At 71.2% G+C, this 16,618-nt stretch carries 18 protein-coding genes; 10 read left to right on the forward strand and 8 right to left on the reverse strand.

The window, feature by feature from the left end; all coding sequences use genetic code 11:
- Positions 1 to 89 precede the first annotated feature (89 nt).
- Together JIX55_RS38995 and JIX55_RS39000 are read left to right on the forward strand one after the other, a co-directional pair.
- Positions 90 to 1,244 carry an XdhC family protein gene (locus tag JIX55_RS38995; protein ID WP_257567935.1) on the forward strand — a complete coding sequence of 385 codons (1,155 nt, stop codon included), beginning with the start codon at positions 90 to 92 and terminating at the stop codon, positions 1,242 to 1,244.
- Positions 1,245 to 1,337: 93 nt separating this feature from the next.
- Positions 1,338 to 2,048: a hypothetical protein gene (locus JIX55_RS39000; protein ID WP_257567936.1), complete on the forward strand. Its 711-nt coding sequence runs from the start codon at positions 1,338 to 1,340 to the stop codon at positions 2,046 to 2,048.
- Positions 2,049 to 2,102: 54 nt separating this feature from the next.
- On the opposite strand, the gene JIX55_RS39005 is transcribed toward JIX55_RS39000, so the two are convergent.
- Both JIX55_RS39005 and JIX55_RS39010 read right to left on the reverse strand, forming a co-directional pair.
- The gene (locus JIX55_RS39005) at positions 2,103 to 2,750 is read right to left on the reverse strand and encodes a class I SAM-dependent DNA methyltransferase (RefSeq protein WP_257567937.1); all 648 of its coding nucleotides are present in this window, start codon (positions 2,748 to 2,750) and stop codon (positions 2,103 to 2,105) included.
- Between the two features lie 39 nt (positions 2,751 to 2,789).
- Complete coding sequence (locus JIX55_RS39010; protein ID WP_257567938.1) at positions 2,790 to 3,248, reverse strand: SRPBCC family protein; 459 nt, start codon at positions 3,246 to 3,248, stop codon at positions 2,790 to 2,792.
- 160 nt (positions 3,249 to 3,408) lie between these two features.
- Between JIX55_RS39010 and JIX55_RS39015 the strand changes: the two genes are divergently transcribed.
- Entirely contained in the window at positions 3,409 to 3,591 is a 183-nt protein-coding gene (locus tag JIX55_RS39015; RefSeq protein ID WP_306820075.1) for a hypothetical protein, read from the forward strand.
- A 36-nt stretch (positions 3,592 to 3,627) separates the two neighbouring features.
- Here the strand turns inward: JIX55_RS39015 and JIX55_RS39020 are convergent, their stop codons facing one another.
- Entirely contained in the window at positions 3,628 to 4,947 is a 1,320-nt protein-coding gene (locus JIX55_RS39020; RefSeq protein ID WP_257567939.1) for a Gfo/Idh/MocA family protein, read from the reverse strand.
- 92 nt (positions 4,948 to 5,039) lie between these two features.
- Between JIX55_RS39020 and JIX55_RS39025 the strand changes: the two genes are divergently transcribed.
- Genes JIX55_RS39025 through JIX55_RS39045 form a run of 5 tightly spaced genes read left to right on the forward strand, consistent with a single transcriptional unit; the run spans position 5,040 to position 9,224 of the window.
- Positions 5,040 to 6,326, forward strand: coding sequence for an ABC transporter substrate-binding protein (locus JIX55_RS39025; RefSeq protein ID WP_257567940.1), 1,287 nt, complete (start codon positions 5,040 to 5,042; stop codon positions 6,324 to 6,326).
- Positions 6,323 to 7,264 carry a carbohydrate ABC transporter permease gene (locus tag JIX55_RS39030; protein WP_257567941.1) on the forward strand — a complete coding sequence of 314 codons (942 nt, stop codon included), beginning with the start codon at positions 6,323 to 6,325 and terminating at the stop codon, positions 7,262 to 7,264. Before JIX55_RS39025 ends, JIX55_RS39030 begins: the two co-directional genes overlap by 4 nt.
- A complete protein-coding gene (locus JIX55_RS39035; protein ID WP_257567942.1) occupies positions 7,261 to 8,136 on the forward strand; it encodes a carbohydrate ABC transporter permease in 876 nt (291 codons plus the stop codon). The genes JIX55_RS39030 and JIX55_RS39035 overlap by 4 nt, the downstream gene beginning before the upstream one ends.
- A gap of 14 nt (positions 8,137 to 8,150) precedes the next feature.
- Complete coding sequence (locus JIX55_RS39040; RefSeq protein ID WP_257567943.1) at positions 8,151 to 8,753, forward strand: hypothetical protein; 603 nt, start codon at positions 8,151 to 8,153, stop codon at positions 8,751 to 8,753.
- 39 nt (positions 8,754 to 8,792) lie between these two features.
- Complete coding sequence (locus JIX55_RS39045) at positions 8,793 to 9,224, forward strand: ankyrin repeat domain-containing protein (RefSeq protein WP_257567944.1); 432 nt, start codon at positions 8,793 to 8,795, stop codon at positions 9,222 to 9,224.
- 43 nt (positions 9,225 to 9,267) lie between these two features.
- Here the strand turns inward: JIX55_RS39045 and JIX55_RS39050 are convergent, their stop codons facing one another.
- On the reverse strand, positions 9,268 to 9,642 hold the full coding sequence (locus JIX55_RS39050; protein ID WP_257567945.1) for a DoxX family protein: 375 nt from the start codon (positions 9,640 to 9,642) through the stop codon (positions 9,268 to 9,270).
- A gap of 123 nt (positions 9,643 to 9,765) precedes the next feature.
- On the opposite strand from JIX55_RS39050, the gene JIX55_RS39055 reads away from it, so the two are divergent.
- Positions 9,766 to 10,257 carry a MarR family winged helix-turn-helix transcriptional regulator gene (locus JIX55_RS39055; RefSeq protein ID WP_257567946.1) on the forward strand — a complete coding sequence of 164 codons (492 nt, stop codon included), beginning with the start codon at positions 9,766 to 9,768 and terminating at the stop codon, positions 10,255 to 10,257.
- Positions 10,258 to 10,299: 42 nt separating this feature from the next.
- On the opposite strand, the gene JIX55_RS39060 is transcribed toward JIX55_RS39055, so the two are convergent.
- Entirely contained in the window at positions 10,300 to 11,304 is a 1,005-nt protein-coding gene (locus tag JIX55_RS39060) for a LacI family DNA-binding transcriptional regulator (protein WP_257567947.1), read from the reverse strand.
- A gap of 165 nt (positions 11,305 to 11,469) precedes the next feature.
- Between JIX55_RS39060 and JIX55_RS39065 the strand changes: the two genes are divergently transcribed.
- A complete protein-coding gene (locus JIX55_RS39065; protein WP_257567948.1) occupies positions 11,470 to 12,621 on the forward strand; it encodes a Gfo/Idh/MocA family protein in 1,152 nt (383 codons plus the stop codon).
- 110 nt (positions 12,622 to 12,731) lie between these two features.
- On the opposite strand, the gene JIX55_RS39070 is transcribed toward JIX55_RS39065, so the two are convergent.
- The 3 genes from JIX55_RS39070 to JIX55_RS39080 all read right to left on the reverse strand — a co-directional run bounded on the left by JIX55_RS39070 (position 12,732) and on the right by JIX55_RS39080 (position 16,508).
- Positions 12,732 to 13,502, reverse strand: coding sequence for a GntR family transcriptional regulator (locus JIX55_RS39070; RefSeq protein ID WP_257567949.1), 771 nt, complete (start codon positions 13,500 to 13,502; stop codon positions 12,732 to 12,734).
- A gap of 107 nt (positions 13,503 to 13,609) precedes the next feature.
- On the reverse strand, positions 13,610 to 15,484 hold the full coding sequence (iolD, locus tag JIX55_RS39075) for a 3D-(3,5/4)-trihydroxycyclohexane-1,2-dione acylhydrolase (decyclizing) (protein ID WP_257567950.1): 1,875 nt from the start codon (positions 15,482 to 15,484) through the stop codon (positions 13,610 to 13,612).
- Between the two features lie 145 nt (positions 15,485 to 15,629).
- On the reverse strand, positions 15,630 to 16,508 hold the full coding sequence (locus JIX55_RS39080; protein WP_257567951.1) for a Cgl0159 family (beta/alpha)8-fold protein: 879 nt from the start codon (positions 16,506 to 16,508) through the stop codon (positions 15,630 to 15,632).
- Positions 16,509 to 16,618 lie beyond the last annotated feature (110 nt).

The raw sequence follows: 16,618 nt of genomic DNA on the forward strand, positions 1-16,618 counted from the left end.
GTTCGGCCGCGTATGGGCTCGGGCGGGTGCGGTTCGTCGGCGTGTGCGGGGTGGCACGTGGTTGGTTCGCTTGGCAAGGAGACCGAGAGATGCTGGACATCGCCGAAGAGCTGCACCGGTGGGTCGAGCAGGGACGTGACTTCGCCGTGGCCACCGTGGTGGCCGTCGGCGGCAGCGCGCCCCGCCTGCCCGGCGCCGCCCTCGCGGTGGACGCCGAGGGCACGGCGATCGGCTCGGTCTCCGGCGGCTGCGTGGAGGGTGCCGTCTACGACCTGTGCCAACAGGCGTTGATCGACGGCGAACCGGTCCTCGAACGCTTCGGCTACAGCGACGAGGACGCCTTCGCCGTGGGCCTGACCTGCGGCGGAATCATCGACATCCTCGTCACGCCAGTGCGGGCGGGTGACCCCGTCCGTCCGGTGGCCGCCGCCGCGCTGTCCGCCGCGGCGAGCGGGGAGGCGGCGGCCGTGGCCAGGATCGTCTCCGGCCCGGCGGAGCTGCGGGGGCTCGCCCTGCTGGTCCGCCCGGACGGCTCGTACGACGGCGGCTTCGGCGCCCACCCCGAACTGGACCGCACGGTCGCCGCCGAGGCCCGCGCCCTCCTCGACACCGGCCGCACCGGCACCCTGGAGATCGGAGAGCAGGGCTCACGTTGCGGAGCGCCGCTCACCGTCCTGGTCGAGTCCTCCGTCCCGCCGCCCCGGATGATCGTCTTCGGTGCGATCGACTTCGCCTCGGCCCTCGTCCGCATCGGCAAGTTCCTCGGCTACCACGTCACCGTCTGCGACGCCCGCCCCGTCTTCGCCACCCGCGCCCGTTTCCCGGAGGCCGACGAGATCGTCGTCGAATGGCCCCACAAGTACCTGGAGCGCACCTCGGTGGACGCCCGCACGGTCCTCTGCGTCCTCACCCACGACGCCAAGTTCGACGTCCCACTCCTCCGACTCGCCCTACGACTCCCCGTCGCCTACGTCGGCGCCATGGGCTCCCGCCGCACCCACCTCGACCGCAACACCCGCCTCCGCCAAGTCGGCGTCACCGAGCTTGAGTTGGCACGGCTCCGCTCGCCCATCGGCCTCGACCTGGGCGCCCGTACGCCGGAGGAGACAGCCCTGTCCATCGCCTCCGAGATCGTCGCCAACCGGCGTGGCGGAAGCGGGATCTCACTGACCGGGGCGCACACGCCGATCCACCACGACGGCACGCCCGGCGTCACGGAACCGCCGAGCCTTCGGGTCTCCTGAACGTGAACCCGAACGAGTGACTTGACCCCCGGGGCGGCAGGGGTGACCTTTGCGATACGGCGACAGCACAACGGGGGCGGACAGTTGAGCACGGTGAGCATCGAAGAGGGCCCGGGCGGGGGCAGGGACGAGGGTCCGGACGGTCGTACGGGCTCGGATGCGGGCGACGGCGGCTCGGGTGCGGACCACGGCCCGACCGAGGCCGGAGCCGATGGCACCCGTGACAGACGGCGGCTGTCGACGGCGGCGACGACCGTGCTGGGCCTCTTCCTCCTCGCCGACATCGTCTTCGTCTGCGGAGCCCTCGTGACACTCTGGCCGGTGGTGCTCGCGACGGTCGAGCCCGGAGCGGAGGCGACGGCCACGGCGCGCTGGTCGCCGTTCGGCCTCGGGGAGTGGGCGCTGACGGCCGACACCGCGATGCTGCTCGCGGTGGTCGTGTGCAGTGCGCTCGGGAGCTTCGTCCACGCGGCCACGTCCTTCGCGACATACGTCGGCAACCGGCGGCTGTACGCGAGCTGGCTGTGGTGGTACCTGCTGCGCGCCGGCATCGGCGTGGCTCTCGCCCTCCTCGTCTATCTGCTGCTGCGCGGCGGCCTGTTCGCCGGCAGCTCGGGCGCGGGCGCGACCAATCCGTACGGCTTCTCCGGCATCGCCGGGCTCTGCGGACTGTTCTCCAAGCAGGCCACCGACAAGCTGCGCGAGATCTGCGACACCCTGCTCAGCACGACGGGCGACGGCGACCGCGACCGCCGCGACGGCCTGGCGACCGCCGCCCGGAACGGGGACCCGGGCACGTCCTGATGCCGTTGGTGGCATCACGTGCTGACCGGGCCCCGTCCTCGGGTTCTCGGCCGCCTACTCCGGCTTGCGCGCCAGCACATATGCCTGCGGGGTGTTCGCCGTGGGCCCGTCGGCCTCCCGCACCAGCCGGGCCGCCTCGATGAACCCGGCGTCGCCCAGCAGCTCGGCGATCAGGTCCGGTGGGAAGCGGTAGACGTCGAGGTCCAGGTCGTGGCCGTACGCGTGCGACAGGTGTACGGACTCGTCGCCGACCTTGTAGGCCATCGCGAGGAGGCCGCCGGGGGCGAGGACCCGGTGGAACTCGCTGAACATCGCCGGGAGTTCGGCGGGCGGGGTGTGCACCGTGGAGTACCAGGCGAGGGCGCCGGCCAGGGAGCCGTCCTCGAAGTCGAGCGCGGTCATCGTGCCGACGTCGAAGCGGAGTCGGGGGTGGGCCCAGCGGGCCACGGCGATCATTTCCGGCGAGAGATCGACCCCGCAGATGTCGAGGCCCAGCGAGGCCAGATGCCCGGTGACCCGCCCCGGGCCGCACCCCAGATCCGCGACGCGTCCGCCCCCCGCGCCCCGTACCCGCTCGGCGAAAACCCCCAGCATGGCCCGCTCGAACGGGCTGTTCGCCAACTCGTCTCTCAGCAGCTTCTCGTAGTCGGCGGCGACGGTGTCGTAGGACTCCCGGGTGGTGTGCGGGTGGTGTGTGGTCATGGTTCGGACAGTAGCCGGGGGGTCTGACAACGGCCCCGATCACCGGCCGAAGCGGACTTCCGGCGCCTGCAGCAGCCCGTCCATCGCCCGCCCGAACATCCGCCGTGCCAGCCAGGCCAGCGGTCGGTCGCAGAGCCCCGGCAGCCACCGCACCCGCAGGTCCTCGCGCCACACCACACGGGACGCGCCGTCACCGTACGGGTGGACCTCGATCTCGGCCCACCCGGTGACGAACGAACCGCGTTTGACGAGGCGGCACCTCCCCGCGGTCGCGCCCTCCGGCGGCTGCCACACCGCGACCTCCATGAGGTCGTCGAAGGAGAGGCGGCCGATGCCGCTGCGGGCCACGAACACCGTGCCCTCGCGGGTCGGTGGCTGCGTGCGCACGGAGACACGGGTGAGCGGGACGACGTCGGCGTGCCGGGGCCAGTCGGTGAGGCGCTGCCAGGCGCGGTCGGCGGGAAGCCGGGGGAGGCGTTCCAGGAGGAAGAGAACCACGAGGTGATCGTAGGTGAACAATTGCGGACGGGGCGGGTGCCCCGGAGCGTCGCCCGCCTGCCATTCCTGCTACGGGGCGGGCCGACCCGGCCGCCCCACGGGGCGACGCGGGGCAGTTGGTCCGGCATGCCATGTCACACCCTCACCCGCCGCCCTGGGCGTGCTCGGCGGCGGCTTCGGCGGTCGCACCGGCGTCGTCACCGCCCTCGGCGCCGTGCACCAGGAGCCGCGGGCGCCCCTCGTGCGGGGCCCGTCACCTGTGAGTATCACCGCGGTCCTGCCGTACGCCGCCGAGCGGGCCGCAGCCCTGGTCGACGGCTTCGTCCTCGAACTCCTCCGGTGACCTCCAGGGGCCCCGTCCGGCGCGGGCGGTACGGACTCACACGTCCAGCAACTCCCGCGCCTCCACCGGCATCCCCGTCTCCAACGACCGGTTCGCCGCCAACCCCGTCACCAGGGACCGGGCCCCGTCCACCGCGTCGGCCGCCCGTCCCAGCTCGTCGGGAACCCGCTCACCGAACAGATCGGCCAGCATCCGCACATCCCCGCCCCCGTGTCCGCCTTCGCCGGTCGCCACCTTCACCTCGCGCGGCCGCTCCCAGAAGCGGCGTACCAGCAGTTCGGTTCGGTTGGCCCCGTCCTCGGCCTCCACGCCGTGCAGGACCGGGCTCGCCCCGGTCGTACGGACATGGGGACGCGTCCAGGTCGACTCCTCCACCAGCAGCTCGACGCGGCCCTCGCTGCCGTTGAAGGCGATGCGGTAGCCCTCCCAGGGGGCGTACGCGGTGAGGTGGTAGGTCAGGGTGGCGCCGGACGCGTAGCGGACCAGGACCGCCATGTCGTCCTCGATGGTCACGCCGGGGCCGAAGACGTTCTGGTCGCGGTGGTAGCCGTCCTCCCGCTCGGCGTCCAGGTACAGCGAGGTGAGGACGGGGGAGTCCTTGAGGTGGAGGGCGAAGGGGTCGCCCTCGGCCGCCGGGGAGCCGTGGGCGCGGGTGTAGTCCCGGGCCAGGCCGCGGCGGTGGCCCGCCTCGGCGCCGTAGAAGAAGAGGCCGCCCTGGGCGAAGACGGTCTCCGGGCGGGTGCCGAGCCACCAGTTGACCAGGTCGAAGTGGTGGGTCGACTTGTGGACCAACAGGCCCCCGGAGTTGGCCTTGTCGCGGTGCCAGCGGCGGAAGTAGTCGGCGCCGTGGCGCAGATCGAGCAGCCACTCGAAGTGCACCGAGCCGACCTCGCCGATCTCACCGCTCGCGATCAGCTGCCGTACGGCCGAATGCACCGGGTTGTAGCGGTAGTTGAAGGAGACGCGCACCTCGTGGCCCGTCCGCCGCTGGGCCTCCAGGATGCGGCGGGCGCGCTCGAAGTCGGTGGTCATCGGTTTCTCGGTGACCACATCGCAGCCCGCCTCCAGCGCACGCACGATGTAGTGGTCGTGGGACCGGTCCATACCGCACACCACGACCAGATCGACCCGCTCGCGCCGCAGCATCTCGTCGAACTCCCCGGCCGCGTACGCCGGTACGGGCGCGCGATCCGGGTGGTCGGCCGCGATCCAGGAGTTGTGGACGGCCATGCGGTGCGCGTTCGTGTCGCAGAAGCCCACCAGCTCGATCCGCTCCGCGAAGCGTCCCGTCAGCGCCTCGGTGAACATCCGCGCGCGGGCACCGAGACCCACCACGGCGGCGCGACGGTGTCGCATGGAGGTGGTGCAGGGGTCTTGTTGTGACATCCGGACCTTCCCTAGGGTCATGCGAGGGGGAAGCGCTTTCTAGTGAAAGAGGTGACCCACTCATGCCCGGTAACAGGACGAGGAAGTCCTGCGCGACGGCCGTGGTCCTCGCCCTCTGCGCGGCGCTCGCGGGCTGCTCGGGCACGGACGAGGCGAGCGGCGTGAGCGGCCAGGCGGTCCTGCGTTACACCTGGTGGGGAAACCCGGACCGGGCGGCCAGAACCCAGGCGGCCGTCGAGCTCTTCGAGAAGCAGAACCCGGGGATCGACGTACAGACCTCCTTCGCCGGCTACGAGGCCTACAAGCAGAAGCTCGCCACCCAGGCCGCCGGCGGCGACGCCCCCGATGTCATGCAGCTCGACTACCGGATGATCGACCAGTACGCCTCCGGGGGTGTCCTCCTCGACCTCGCCGGGCAGCGATCCGCCCTGGACACCGGTGAGTTCGAGCCGGGACTCCTCGCCACCGGCAAGGTGGACGGCAAGCAGTACGCCGTACCGCAGGGCCGCGGCACCGAGACCATGGTGTACGACACGGAGAAGTGGCAGGCCGCCGGCGTGGAACCGCCCCGGGTGGGCTGGACCTGGAGCGAATGGGCCGACGCCATGCGGAAGGTGACGGCCAGGACCGGGGTGCCGGGCGGCACCGACCCCGGCCAGAGCGAGGACGCCTTCGAGATCTGGCTGCGCGGCCAGGGCAGGTCCCTGTACACCGGCGACCGGCAACTCGGCTTCGACGCCGACGACTTGACCCGCTGGTGGACCTTCACCGACAAGCTGCGCCGCGAGGGCGTCGTCTCGTCCGCCGAGCAGACCACCCAGATCGACGGCACGGTCGAGAACACGCCGCTCGGCCGGGGCAAGGCCGCCTCAGACGTCAACTGGGACGCTCCCGCGAGCGGTTATCTCGCGCTCGTCCCCACCGGGATCTCCCTCGCCCCCATGCCGGCCGGCGAGGACGGCACACCCGGCCAGTACTTCAAGCCCTCCATGTTCATGGGCGTGGCCGCCGACTCCGGTCACCCCGAGGAATCCGCCCGGCTCATCGACTTCATGCTCAACGACAGGGAGGCCGCGAAGATCCTCGGCGCGACCCGGGGCATCCCCGTCAACGAGTCGATCCGCGAGGACATCGCGGCCGACCTCAAGGACTTCGACAAGACCATCTACGACTATCAGGCCACGGTCGAAGGAAAGCTCAACCCGCCGCCCCAGGCGCCCCCTTCGGGCGACAGCGCCCTGCAGACCACCTTCCAGCGCGACTACGACCAGGTGTCGTACGAGCGGATGTCCCCCCGTGAGGCCGCCGAGAACTACATCACCGAGGCGAAGGCGGAGCTGAGGTCATGACCACCACGCAATCGCCAACGACCGCAGCCGACAAAGGAGTTCACCCGACCGATCGGCCCGCCCGGCGACGCCGGCGCGAGGGCGCGGCCTGGGTGTTCCTGTCCCCCTGGGTGCTCGGCGCCTGCGTCCTGACCCTGCTCCCGATGGCCGTCTCGCTCTACCTCTCCTTCACCGACTACGACCTGTTCAACGCCCCCAACTGGGTGGGCCTGCGCAACTACACCCAGATGTTCACCGAGGACCCGCGCTACTGGCGCTCGGTGGTGGCGACCCTGACGTACGTCGTCATCGCTGTACCGCTCCAACTGGCCCTGGCCCTCCTGGTGGCCCTGGCCCTGAAGAACATGAGGCGCGGCCGGGGCTTCTACCGCTCCGCCTTCTACGCCCCCTCGCTCCTCGGCGCCTCCATGTCCATCGCCCTGGTCTGGCGGGCGATCTTCAACGACGGTGGCACCGTCGACAACCTCCTGGGCGCCGGTGGCTGGGTCAACCGACCCGGCTGGGCACTGCTCGCGGTCGCCCTGCTCACGGTGTGGCAGTTCGGCGCCCCGATGGTCATCTTTCTGGCCGGACTCCAGCAGATACCGGGGGAGTTGTACGAGGCGGCCGAGGTGGACGGCGCGGGCGCCTGGCGCCGGTTCCTGTCGATCACGGTGCCGATGCTGTCGCCCGTGATCTTCTTCAACCTGGTCCTCCAGACCATCCAGGCCTTCCAGGTCTTCACCCCGGCCTTCGCGATCAGCGCCGGCAAGGGCGGCCCCGCCGACTCCACCCTCTTCTACACCCTCTACCTCTACGACCGAGGCTTCGTCGCCTCCCACATGGGCTACGCCTCCGCCATGGCCTGGGTCCTGCTGCTGGCCATCGGCGCGGTCACCGCGATCCTGTTCCGCACGTCCCGCTCCTGGGTCTTCTACGCCTCCGAGGGGGACCGATGACCACCACCACGTCTACCTCAACTCCCGTCGTCCGCAAGCCGGTTGCGTGGCGACGTGTGGCACTGCACGTCGGCTGTCTGGCCGCGCTCCTCGTCATGCTGTACCCGCTGGCCTGGCTCCTGGCGACCTCCGTGAAACCGGCGAACGAGGTCATCGCCAGTCTCGACCTGCTGCCCAGCCGTCTGGAATGGTCCAACTACGAGACGGCGCTCGACGGTGTGAACGACGTGTCGGTCGGCCGGCTGCTCGGCAACTCCCTGCTGATCGCGGGCGGCGCGGTCGTCGGGAACGTCCTGTCCTGCTCTCTGGCCGCGTACGCTTTCGCCCGCCTGCGATTCCGCTTCCGTGGACCGCTCTTCGCCTTCATGATCGCGACGATCATGCTGCCGCATCACGCCGTGCTGATTCCGCAGTACATCATCTTCAACCAACTCGGCATGGTGAACACCTACTGGCCGCTGATCCTGCCGAAATTCCTCGCGACGGAGGCCTTCTTCGTCTTCCTCATCGTGCAGTTCATGCGCGGGCTGCCCAGGGAACTGGAGGAGGCGGCGCGTATCGACGGATGTGGACCGTTCCGGAGTTTCTTCCTGGTGATTCTTCCGCTGACCCGGCCCGCCCTGATCACCACCGCGATCTTCACCTTCATCTGGACCTGGAACGACTTCTTCACCCAGCTGATCTATCTCTTCTCACCCGAGAAGTTCACCCTGACCCTGGCCCTCAGGTCCTTCGTCGACGCGTCGAGCACCTCGGCCTTCGGCCCGATGTTCGCCATGTCGGTGATCGCCCTCCTCCCGATCGTGCTGTTCTTCCTCGCCTTCCAGCGATTCCTGGTGGAGGGCATGGCCAACTCCGGGATCAAGGGATAAGGAGAGTGAGCGCCATGCGCACGAACAAGGAAGCGGGCGAGATCTTCGGCCCCCGTATGACGCTCTTCGCGGACGTGCTGAGCGTGGGGATCGCCGTGGCGGTGGTGAGCCTCCCGCTGGTGACCCTGCCCGCGGCGCTCTCCACGGCCTGCGCGGTTCTGCGGGGCGTGCGGGAGGACCGTCCGGTCACGGCCGGCCGGTTCCTCGTGGCGCTACGGCGACGGCTGCGGCCCGGCGACCTGGCCGCCGGGGCCGTGGCCCTCGCGGGACTCGTCCTGGTCCTCGCCGATCTGGCCCTCGCCGGCGCCGGACTCCCGGGCGGTCCCGCCTTCGCCCTCCTCGCCGCCGCCATCGGCACCTGCGCCGCCGTGGTCGGCCTGCGCGCCTGCGGACGCCCGGAGTCGGTCGACGACTGGCCGGCGGCGGTGCGGGGAGCGGCCAGGGACGCGGTGCGCGATCCGGGCGGCAGCGGACTGGTCGTCCTGGCCGTGGCGGCGGCCGCGTTGAGCGCCTGGATGCTGCTGCCGCTCGTGTTCCTCGTACCGGGGTTGCTGGCTCTGGCGCTCACCGCCGTCGACGTACGGGAAAAAGAGGTCGCCCCTCGGGTCGGCGTGTGATGGGGTGACGGCCGGTGTGTCTCACGGGGGCGAGTGACGGTGAACAGACGGCGGTGGAAGAAGCTGTCGAGTCGGCTGGTCCTGGCCGCGGGCTTCGGCGACCTCGCAGGTGTCCGCGTGTTGTTGCGGTCCAAACTGCACCCGGACACGGCGGACGCCGAGGGCACGACACCGTTGTACGCGGCGTCCGTCCACGGGTCCACCGCCGCGGTCCGGCGTCTGCTGGCGGCCGGGGCCTCGCCCGACCTGGAGAGCGGACACGGCACGGAAGGCACACCGCTGTGCGCGGCCGCGTCCTGGGGCCACACCGAGACGGTCCGTGAACTGCTCGCCCACGGCGCGGACCCCAATCTCCGCGAGGGCCACGGCACCGGCTGGTCGCCTCTCGACTGGGCGGAACACGGCTCCCACATGGAAACGGCGGCCCTGCTGCGCGCCGCGGGGGCCCGCCCGCGCGAGGGGACCCCGTGACGTACGCGGCACGCCGGCGGACCGTGACCCGACCGGCCAGGTCTCAGAACGCGTACGGCCCGAACCGCCCCCAGGCCACCACGGCCGCCAGGACCAGCAGCACCAGGCTCGGGACGGTCTCCTTGGTCTCCTTGCGACGGAGATGGAAGACGGCCGCGCCGAGCATCGTGACGACGAGGCCGGTCGCCGCGAGCGGGACGAACACCGGGGCTATGTCGAGGACGGCCGGAAGGATCAGGCCGACAGCGCCCAAGGCCTCCAGCGCGCCGATGGTCTTGACCATGCCCGGGGAGAACTGCTCGGCCCAGGTCATGCCCGAGGCCGCCAGCTTCTCCTTGGACTGGGTGATCTTCATCAGGCCGGCGGCGAGGAAGGCGGCCGCGAGGAGGCTCGCGATGATCCAGAGGGTGATGTTCATGGCGGACTTCCGGTCTATGGGTTGAAGATTCAAGAGAAGTAGGAGGTCAACATAGGGCGCGCGACTTGAAGCGTCAAGTCATTCCGTGCTTGATCACTTGAAGCGGCACGTAGAGTGGGCGCCATGGAGACACCGCAGCAGTCGCGCTGGCTGACCGATGAGGAGATGCAGACCTGGCACGTGCTCGCCGGGGTGATGGTCCGACTTCCGAGTGCGCTCGACGCGCAGCTGCAGCGGGACTCGGGGATCAGTCACGTGGAGTACCTGGTGATGGCGATGCTGTCCCAGACCGACGAACGCACCCTGCGGATGAGCGACTTGGCCGCGTACGCCGGTTCGTCGCTGTCCCGGCTGTCCCATCTCGTGAAGCGGCTGGAGAAGAGCGAATGGGTGCGCCGTACGCCGGACCCGTCCGACGGGCGCTACACGCTGGCCATCCTCACGGACGCCGGATACGCCAAGGTCGTCGAGAGCGCACCGGGCCACGCCGACGCCGTACGACGCTATGTGTTCGACGCGCTCAGCAAGACACAGCAGCGGCAGTTGCGGGACATCGGGCGGCGCATCTGGCAGACCGTCGCGCCGGACGATCACTGCCTGTTGCCACCGAACTGACGGCTCGCCGCCCCCGCGGGGCGGCGGTTCACCGCTGACGGCTCAGTGGTCCGCCGGCGGACCCGTCGTGCCGCGGATCTCCAGGGTCGGTGTGGTCAGGACGACCTTGGCGGGGCGGGTCGGGTCGGCGATACGGTCGAGCAGGCACTGGGCGGCGCCGCGGCCGACGTCGTGGCTGGCGTTGTCCACGGTGGTGAGCCAGAGGTGGCGCAGGCGTGAGACGTAGGTGTTGTCGTAGCCGACGAGGGAGAGGTCGCGCGGCACCTTCAGGCCCAGTTCCTCGGCGGCGGAGAGGGCGCCCACGCAGGCCATGTCGTTGAAGGCCACGATGGCGGTGGGGCGTTCGGGAAGGCTGAGCAGTCGGACCGTGGCACGGTAGCCGCCCTCCTCCGTCAGGTCGCCGCGCTCGACGGCGGCCGTGTCGGTCAGCCCGTGTTCGCGCATGACCGTCTCGAAGCTGCGGCGGCGCAGCGCGCCGACCACGCCTTCCCCCGCGATGTGCGCGATACGCCGGTGCCCGAGGCCGATGAGGTGCTCGGTGGCGAGGCGGGTGCCGTGCTGGTCGTCGCCCGCGACGACGTCCACATGGGGGAGGGTGGGCTCGCGAGCGCCCGCGACCACGGTCGGGATGAGGCCGGCCGCCGCGCGCAGGGCCTCGGAGGGCGGCAGGGTGCCGACCGCGATCAGGCCGTCGACCCGCAGCTCGGTGAAGGTGTGGGTGAGGTCCTCGCCGAGCCGCCGGTTGAGATGGCCGTCGGCCAGGAGCATGCGCAGACCGTTGTCGTGCAGCCGGGAGTTGAGACCGTCCAGCAACTCGACGAACCAGGGGTTGCGCATGTCGTTGAGGAGGACGCCGACCGTACGGGTGCGGCGCTCGCTCAGGCTGCGCGCGGCGGCGTTCGGCCGGTAGCCCAGCTCGTCCACGGCCGTCAGTACGGCCTCCCGCTTCTCGGCGCGTACCTGGTCGGACCCGCGCAGCACCAGGGAGACCAGTGACTTCGACACGCCGGCCCGCTCGGCGACATCGCGGATGGTCGGGGGTCTCATGGTGTGGACCGTTCCACAGCCCTGGCGCCGTTGTCAAAGGGGGTTGGCAAGGGGTTGACAGCAGCGAAGGCGGCCTCGCAGAGTGGGCGACGTACGCTTATGGACCGGTCCAAACGCGGTCCGGTGGTTCCGGTGATTCCGGTGAAGGTCCGAGGAAGGGCAGTCATGGTCAGTGCGCTCGGTGTCGCGGTCGTGGGGTTCGGCTGGATGGGACGGGTGCACACCCAGGCGTACGCCCGCGTGCCGCACCACTTCCCGCAGCTGCCTGTACGGCCGGAGCTGGTCACCGTCGTCGAGGAGGTGCCCGGTCGGGCCGAGGAGGCGGCCGAGCAGTTCGGGTTCGCCTCGATCGCCCGGGACTGGAGGGAGGTGGCCGCCGACCCCCGGATCCAGGCGGTCAGCATCACCGCGCCGAACTTCCTGCACCGGGAGATCGGTGTCGCCATGGCCGAGGCGGGCAAGCACATCTGGATCGAGAAGCCGGTCGGCCTCACCGCCACCGACGCCCACGCGGTCGCTGACGCCGTCGCCAAGGCCGGTGTCCAGGGCACGGTCGGCTTCAACTACCGCAACGCGCCCGCCGTCGCCGCCGCCCGCGAGCTGATCGCCGCCGGTGAGATCGGCACGGTCACGCACGTACGGATCCGTCTCTTCAGCGACTACGCCGCGCACCCCGAGGGTGCCCTGACCTGGCGGTACGAGCGCGAGCGCGGCGGCAGCGGCGTCCTCGGCGACCTCGCCTCGCACGGCGTCGACCTCGCCCGCTTCCTGCTCGGCGACATCGCCTCCCTCACCGCCGACACCGCGATCTTCGTCCCCGAGCGGGCCCGGCCCATCGGTGCCACAGCGGGCCACTCGCGTGCCTCGGGCGGCGAACTCGGTCCCGTCGAGAACGAGGACTACGTCAACTGCCTGCTCCGCTTCGCCTCCGGCGCCCGTGGCGTCCTGGAGGCCTGCCGGGTCTCCGTCGGCGAGCAGAACAACTACGGCTTCGAGATCCACGGCACCGAGGGCGCCCTCTTCTGGGATTTCCGCCGCATGGGTGAACTGGGCGTCAGCAAGGGTGACGCCTACCAGGACCAGTCCGTCCACACCCTCTTCGTCGGCCCCGGTCACGGCGCGTACGCCGCGTTCCAGCCGGGCTCCGCCAACGCCATGGGCTACGACGACCTCAAGGTCGTCGAGGCGTACAACTTCCTGCGCTCCATCGCCGAGGGCACCCCGCACGGCACCACCCTGGCCGACGCCGTGCACAGCGCCACCGCGCTGGACGCCATGAGCCGTTCCGCCGAAACCGGGGCATGGGTGAACCTCTGAGCCCTTGAGGCGTTCCAGGCGCCGAACGGCCCCTGCGACCGTTCCAGGCGCCGAACGGCCCCTGTGGACCGTTCCGGGCCCCGAACTTCCCCTGCCCCGGCGCCAGTTGGTCAGTTGCGGACGAGCAGCTGGAAGTCGAAGGAGTAGCGCGAGGCCCGGTAGATATGGGTGCCGTACTCGACCGCGCGCCCGGTGTCGTCGTACGCCGTCCGCTGCATGGTGAGGAGTGCGGCGCCCTGCGGTTCGTCGAGGCGCTCGGCCTCCTCGGGGGTGGCGATACGGGCGCCGACGCTCTGGTGGGCGCTGTGCAGGGTGATGCCGGCGTTGCGCATCATCCGGTACAGGCCCGTGGACTCCAGGCGCTCGGTGTCGAGGGCCAGCAGCCCGGCCGGGACGAAGTTCGACAGGAACGCCACCGGCTGGCCGTGCGTGAGACGCAGCCGCTCGAAGAGGTGCACCTCGGCGCCCTCGGCGATGCCCAGGGCGGCCGCGACCTCGGCGGAGGCCTGCCGGATCTCGCTCAGCAACACCTTGGTCGTGGGCTGCTGGCCGGCCGCCTCCAGGTCGTCGTACAGGCTGCTCAACTCCAGCGGCCGTTTGACCTGGCTGTGCACCACCTGCGTGCCCACGCCCCGGCGGCGTACGAGCAGGCCCTTGTCGACGAGCGACTGGATGGCCTGCCGTACGGTCGGCCGGGACAGGCCGAGCCGGCCCGCGAGCTCGATCTCGTTGCCCAGCAGGCTGCCCGGGCCGAGCGCACCGTGCTCGATCGCCGACTCCAGCTGCCGGGCCAGCTGGTAGTACAGCGGCACCGGGCTGCTCCGGTCGACGCTGAGGCCGAGACTCCCTGTACTCCCCGCAGTCGCGCTGGTCACGCCCATGAGGGTATCCGTCCGTCCGGATGACAGGAACCCCTGTCATCGCGTTGTCCTTACATGATCGACCCGGAGATTCGGCGGGAGAGGCCACCGAGAGGTCGCTGAGACCCTCAGAGGTGACGGCGCCGACCGGCCACCTCCCGGTCGTACGTCGCGCGCGCCTCGACGGCCGCCGGGCGGGAGGCGGTCTCCGCGACCGGGACGTCCCACCAGGCCTCCGCCGGGGGAGCGGTGGGCGTCGGGTCCGTCTCGATGTACACACAGGTGGGACGGTCGGAGGCGCGGGCCGTGGCCAGGGCGTCGCGCAGTTCCCGTACGGTCTTGGCGCGGATGACGTCCATGCCGAGGCTGGCCGCGTTGGCGGCGAGGTCCACCGGGAGCGGGGCGCCGGAGAAGGTGCCGTCGGTGGCGCGGTAGCGGTAGGCGGTGCCGAAGCGCTCGCCGCCGACCGACTCGGAGAGACCGCCGATGGAGGCGTAGCCGTGGTTCTGGATGAGGACCAGGTTGACGGGCAGGCCCTCCTGGACGGCCGTCACGATCTCCGTCGGCATCATCAGATACGTGCCGTCCCCGACCAGCGACCAGACGGCCGTGCCGGGCGCCGCCTGCTGGACACCGATCCCGGCGGGGATCTCGTAGCCCATGCAGGAGTAGCCGTATTCGAGGTGGTACTGGCGGGGGCTGCGGGCCCGCCACAGTTTGTGCAGGTCGCCGGGGAGCGAACCGGCCGCGTTGATGACGACGTCCTCGTCACCGACGACCGCGTCGAGGGCGCCGAGCACCTGGCTCTGGGTGGGTACGGCGTGCTCGTCGGCCGGCGTGTAGGCGGCCTCGACGATCTGCTCCCAGCGCTCCTTGCCGGCCCGGTACTCCGCCTCGTACGCCTCGCTCACGCGATGGCCGTCCAGCGCCTCGGCGAGGGCCGTGAGACCGGTCCGCGCATCGCAGACCACTGTCCGGGCCGCCAGCTTGTGGGCGTCGAAGGCGGCGATGTTGAGGTTGACGAAACGGACGTCCGGGGCCTGGAAGAGGGTGTGGGAGGCGGTGGTGAAGTCGGTGTAGCGGGTGCCGACGCCGACGATCAGGTCGGCGGTGCGGGCGATGTCGTCGCAGACCGCCGTGCCGGTGTGGCCGATGCCGCCGAGGTCGGCCGGATGGTCGTACCGCAGGGACCCCTTGCCCGCCTGGGTGGACGCGACCGGGACGCCCGTGGCGTCGACCAGCGCCTTCAGGGCGTCTTCGGCCTCGCTGTGGTGGATGCCGCCGCCCGCGACGATGAGCGGACGCCGGGCGGCACGGATGGCTCGTACGGCGTCGGCCAGCTCGACGGGGTCGGGCGCGGGGCGGCGTACGCGCCACACGCGCTCGGCGAAGAACTCCTCCGGCCAGTCGTACGCCTCCGCCTGGACGTCCTGCGGAAGGGCGAGGGTGACGGCGCCGGTGTCGGCCGGGTCGGCGAGGACCCGCATGGCGTTGAGGGCGGCCGGGATCAGGGCCTCCGGGCGGGTGATCCGGTCGAAGTAGCGGGAGATCGGGCGCAGGGTGTCGTTGACCGAGACATCGGCCTCGGTGGGGTGCTCCAGCTGCTGGAGCAGCGGGTCGGCGGTGCGGGTCGCGAAGTAGTCGCCGGGCAGCAGGAGGACGGGCAGCCGGTTGATGGTGGCCAGGGCGGCGCCGGTGACCAGGTTGGTGGCGCCGGGCCCGATGGAGGTGGTGACCGCCTGCGCGGAGAGGCGGTTCAGCTGGCGGGCGTAGCCGACGGCGGCGTGCACCATGGACTGCTCGTTGCGGCCCTGGTGGAACGGCATCGTCTCCTCGCCGGCCTCCAGGAGGGCCTGGCCGAGCCCCGCGACATTGCCGTGGCCGAAGATGCCCCAGGTCCCGGCGATCAGCCGGTGGCGTACGCCGTCGCGCTCGGTGTACTGCGCGGACAGGAACCGCACCAGCGCCTGGGCGACGGTCAGACGGCGGGTGGGCTGGGACATCGGGACCTCACAGGGGGGAAGGGGGTGCGGTGGGTGGCGGGGTCTGTATGTGGCGGGGCTTGTGCTGGGCGGGGCCCGCTGGGGCGGGGCAGGGCTTGTGCGGTGCGGGCTCGTGTCGCGGTGGGGCTTCTCGTGTTCCGGAGTCTCAGAGCAGCCCGACCGCTGTGTCCACCGCGGCCTCCACGCTGCCCTCGGCGGGGTAGAGCAGTGAGCGGCCGACGACCAGGCCCTGGACGGTGGGCAGGCGCAGGGCCTTGCGCCACTTCTCGTAGGCGCCCTCCTGATCCTTGCCCACTTCGCCGCCGAGAAGCACGGTCGGCAGGGTGGAGGTCTCCAGGACCTCGGCCATGGCGTCGGGGTCGTCGGTGACGGGCAGCTTCAGCCAGGTGTGGGCGGAGGTGCCGCCGAGCCCGGCCGCGATGGCGATGGAACGGGTGACGGCCTCGGCGCTCAGGTCGTTGCGTACCTTGCCGTCCACGCGCCGGGAGATGAACGGTTCGACGAACAGCGGCAGCCGGCGCGCCGCCATGTCGTCGACCGCCCGGGCCGTGGAGTACAGGGTCCGCAGGGAGCCGGGGTCGTCGTGGTCGACGCGCAGCAGTAGCTTGCCCGCGTCGAAGCGGAGCCGTTCGATGTCCGCCGGGCGGTGGCCGGTGAAACGGTCGTCCATCTCGAAGGAGGCGCCGGCGAGCCCGCCGCGGTTCAGGGAGCCCATGACGATCTTGCCCTCCAGGACGCCCAGGAGCAGCAGGTCCTCCAGGATGTCGGCGGTGGCGAGCACGCCGTCGACGCCGGGGCGATCCAGTGCCGCGCAGAGCCGTTCGAGGAGGTCTGCGCGGCCGGCCATGGCGAGCGGGCGGTCGCCGACGCGGAGCGCTCCGCGGGCGGGATGGTCGGCGGCGACGATCATCAGGCGGCCGTGGTCGCCGATGAGCGGCCGCCGGGTGCGGCGGGCCGCCGCCTCGGCGACGGCCTCCGGGTGCCGGGCGCGCACGGTCGCGAGGTCGGGGATGCGGATGGTCAAGGGGCTCCGTTCCAGGGGCGGTGCCCCTTGAAAGCGCCGGGGGCGACCCATCCCGATAAGGGGCGGGGAACTGCGCGGGCAGCCCCCACTCACCCGCGGACGAAGACGAA

This window comes from Streptomyces sp. DSM 40750 (genome assembly GCF_024612035.1).
Classification (GTDB): domain Bacteria; phylum Actinomycetota; class Actinomycetes; order Streptomycetales; family Streptomycetaceae; genus Streptomyces.

Bases quoted from the DNA above. Each gene is read 5' to 3' on its own strand.
- JIX55_RS38995 (WP_257567935.1), top strand. From the start codon at position 90: ATGCTGGACATCGCCGAAGAGCTGCACCGGTGGGTCGAGCAGGGACGT.
- JIX55_RS39005 (WP_257567937.1), bottom strand. From the start codon at position 2,750: ATGACCACACACCACCCGCACACCACCCGGGAGTCCTACGACACCGTC.
- JIX55_RS39020 (WP_257567939.1), bottom strand. From the start codon at position 4,947: ATGCGACACCGTCGCGCCGCCGTGGTGGGTCTCGGTGCCCGCGCGCGG.
- JIX55_RS39025 (WP_257567940.1), top strand. From the start codon at position 5,040: ATGCCCGGTAACAGGACGAGGAAGTCCTGCGCGACGGCCGTGGTCCTC.
- JIX55_RS39030 (WP_257567941.1), top strand. From the start codon at position 6,323: ATGACCACCACGCAATCGCCAACGACCGCAGCCGACAAAGGAGTTCAC.
- JIX55_RS39035 (WP_257567942.1), top strand. From the start codon at position 7,261: ATGACCACCACCACGTCTACCTCAACTCCCGTCGTCCGCAAGCCGGTT.
- JIX55_RS39040 (WP_257567943.1), top strand. From the start codon at position 8,151: ATGCGCACGAACAAGGAAGCGGGCGAGATCTTCGGCCCCCGTATGACG.
- JIX55_RS39050 (WP_257567945.1), bottom strand. From the start codon at position 9,642: ATGAACATCACCCTCTGGATCATCGCGAGCCTCCTCGCGGCCGCCTTC.
- JIX55_RS39055 (WP_257567946.1), top strand. From the start codon at position 9,766: ATGGAGACACCGCAGCAGTCGCGCTGGCTGACCGATGAGGAGATGCAG.
- JIX55_RS39060 (WP_257567947.1), bottom strand. From the start codon at position 11,304: ATGAGACCCCCGACCATCCGCGATGTCGCCGAGCGGGCCGGCGTGTCG.
- JIX55_RS39065 (WP_257567948.1), top strand. From the start codon at position 11,470: ATGGTCAGTGCGCTCGGTGTCGCGGTCGTGGGGTTCGGCTGGATGGGA.
- JIX55_RS39070 (WP_257567949.1), bottom strand. From the start codon at position 13,502: ATGGGCGTGACCAGCGCGACTGCGGGGAGTACAGGGAGTCTCGGCCTC.
- iolD (WP_257567950.1), bottom strand. From the start codon at position 15,484: ATGTCCCAGCCCACCCGCCGTCTGACCGTCGCCCAGGCGCTGGTGCGG.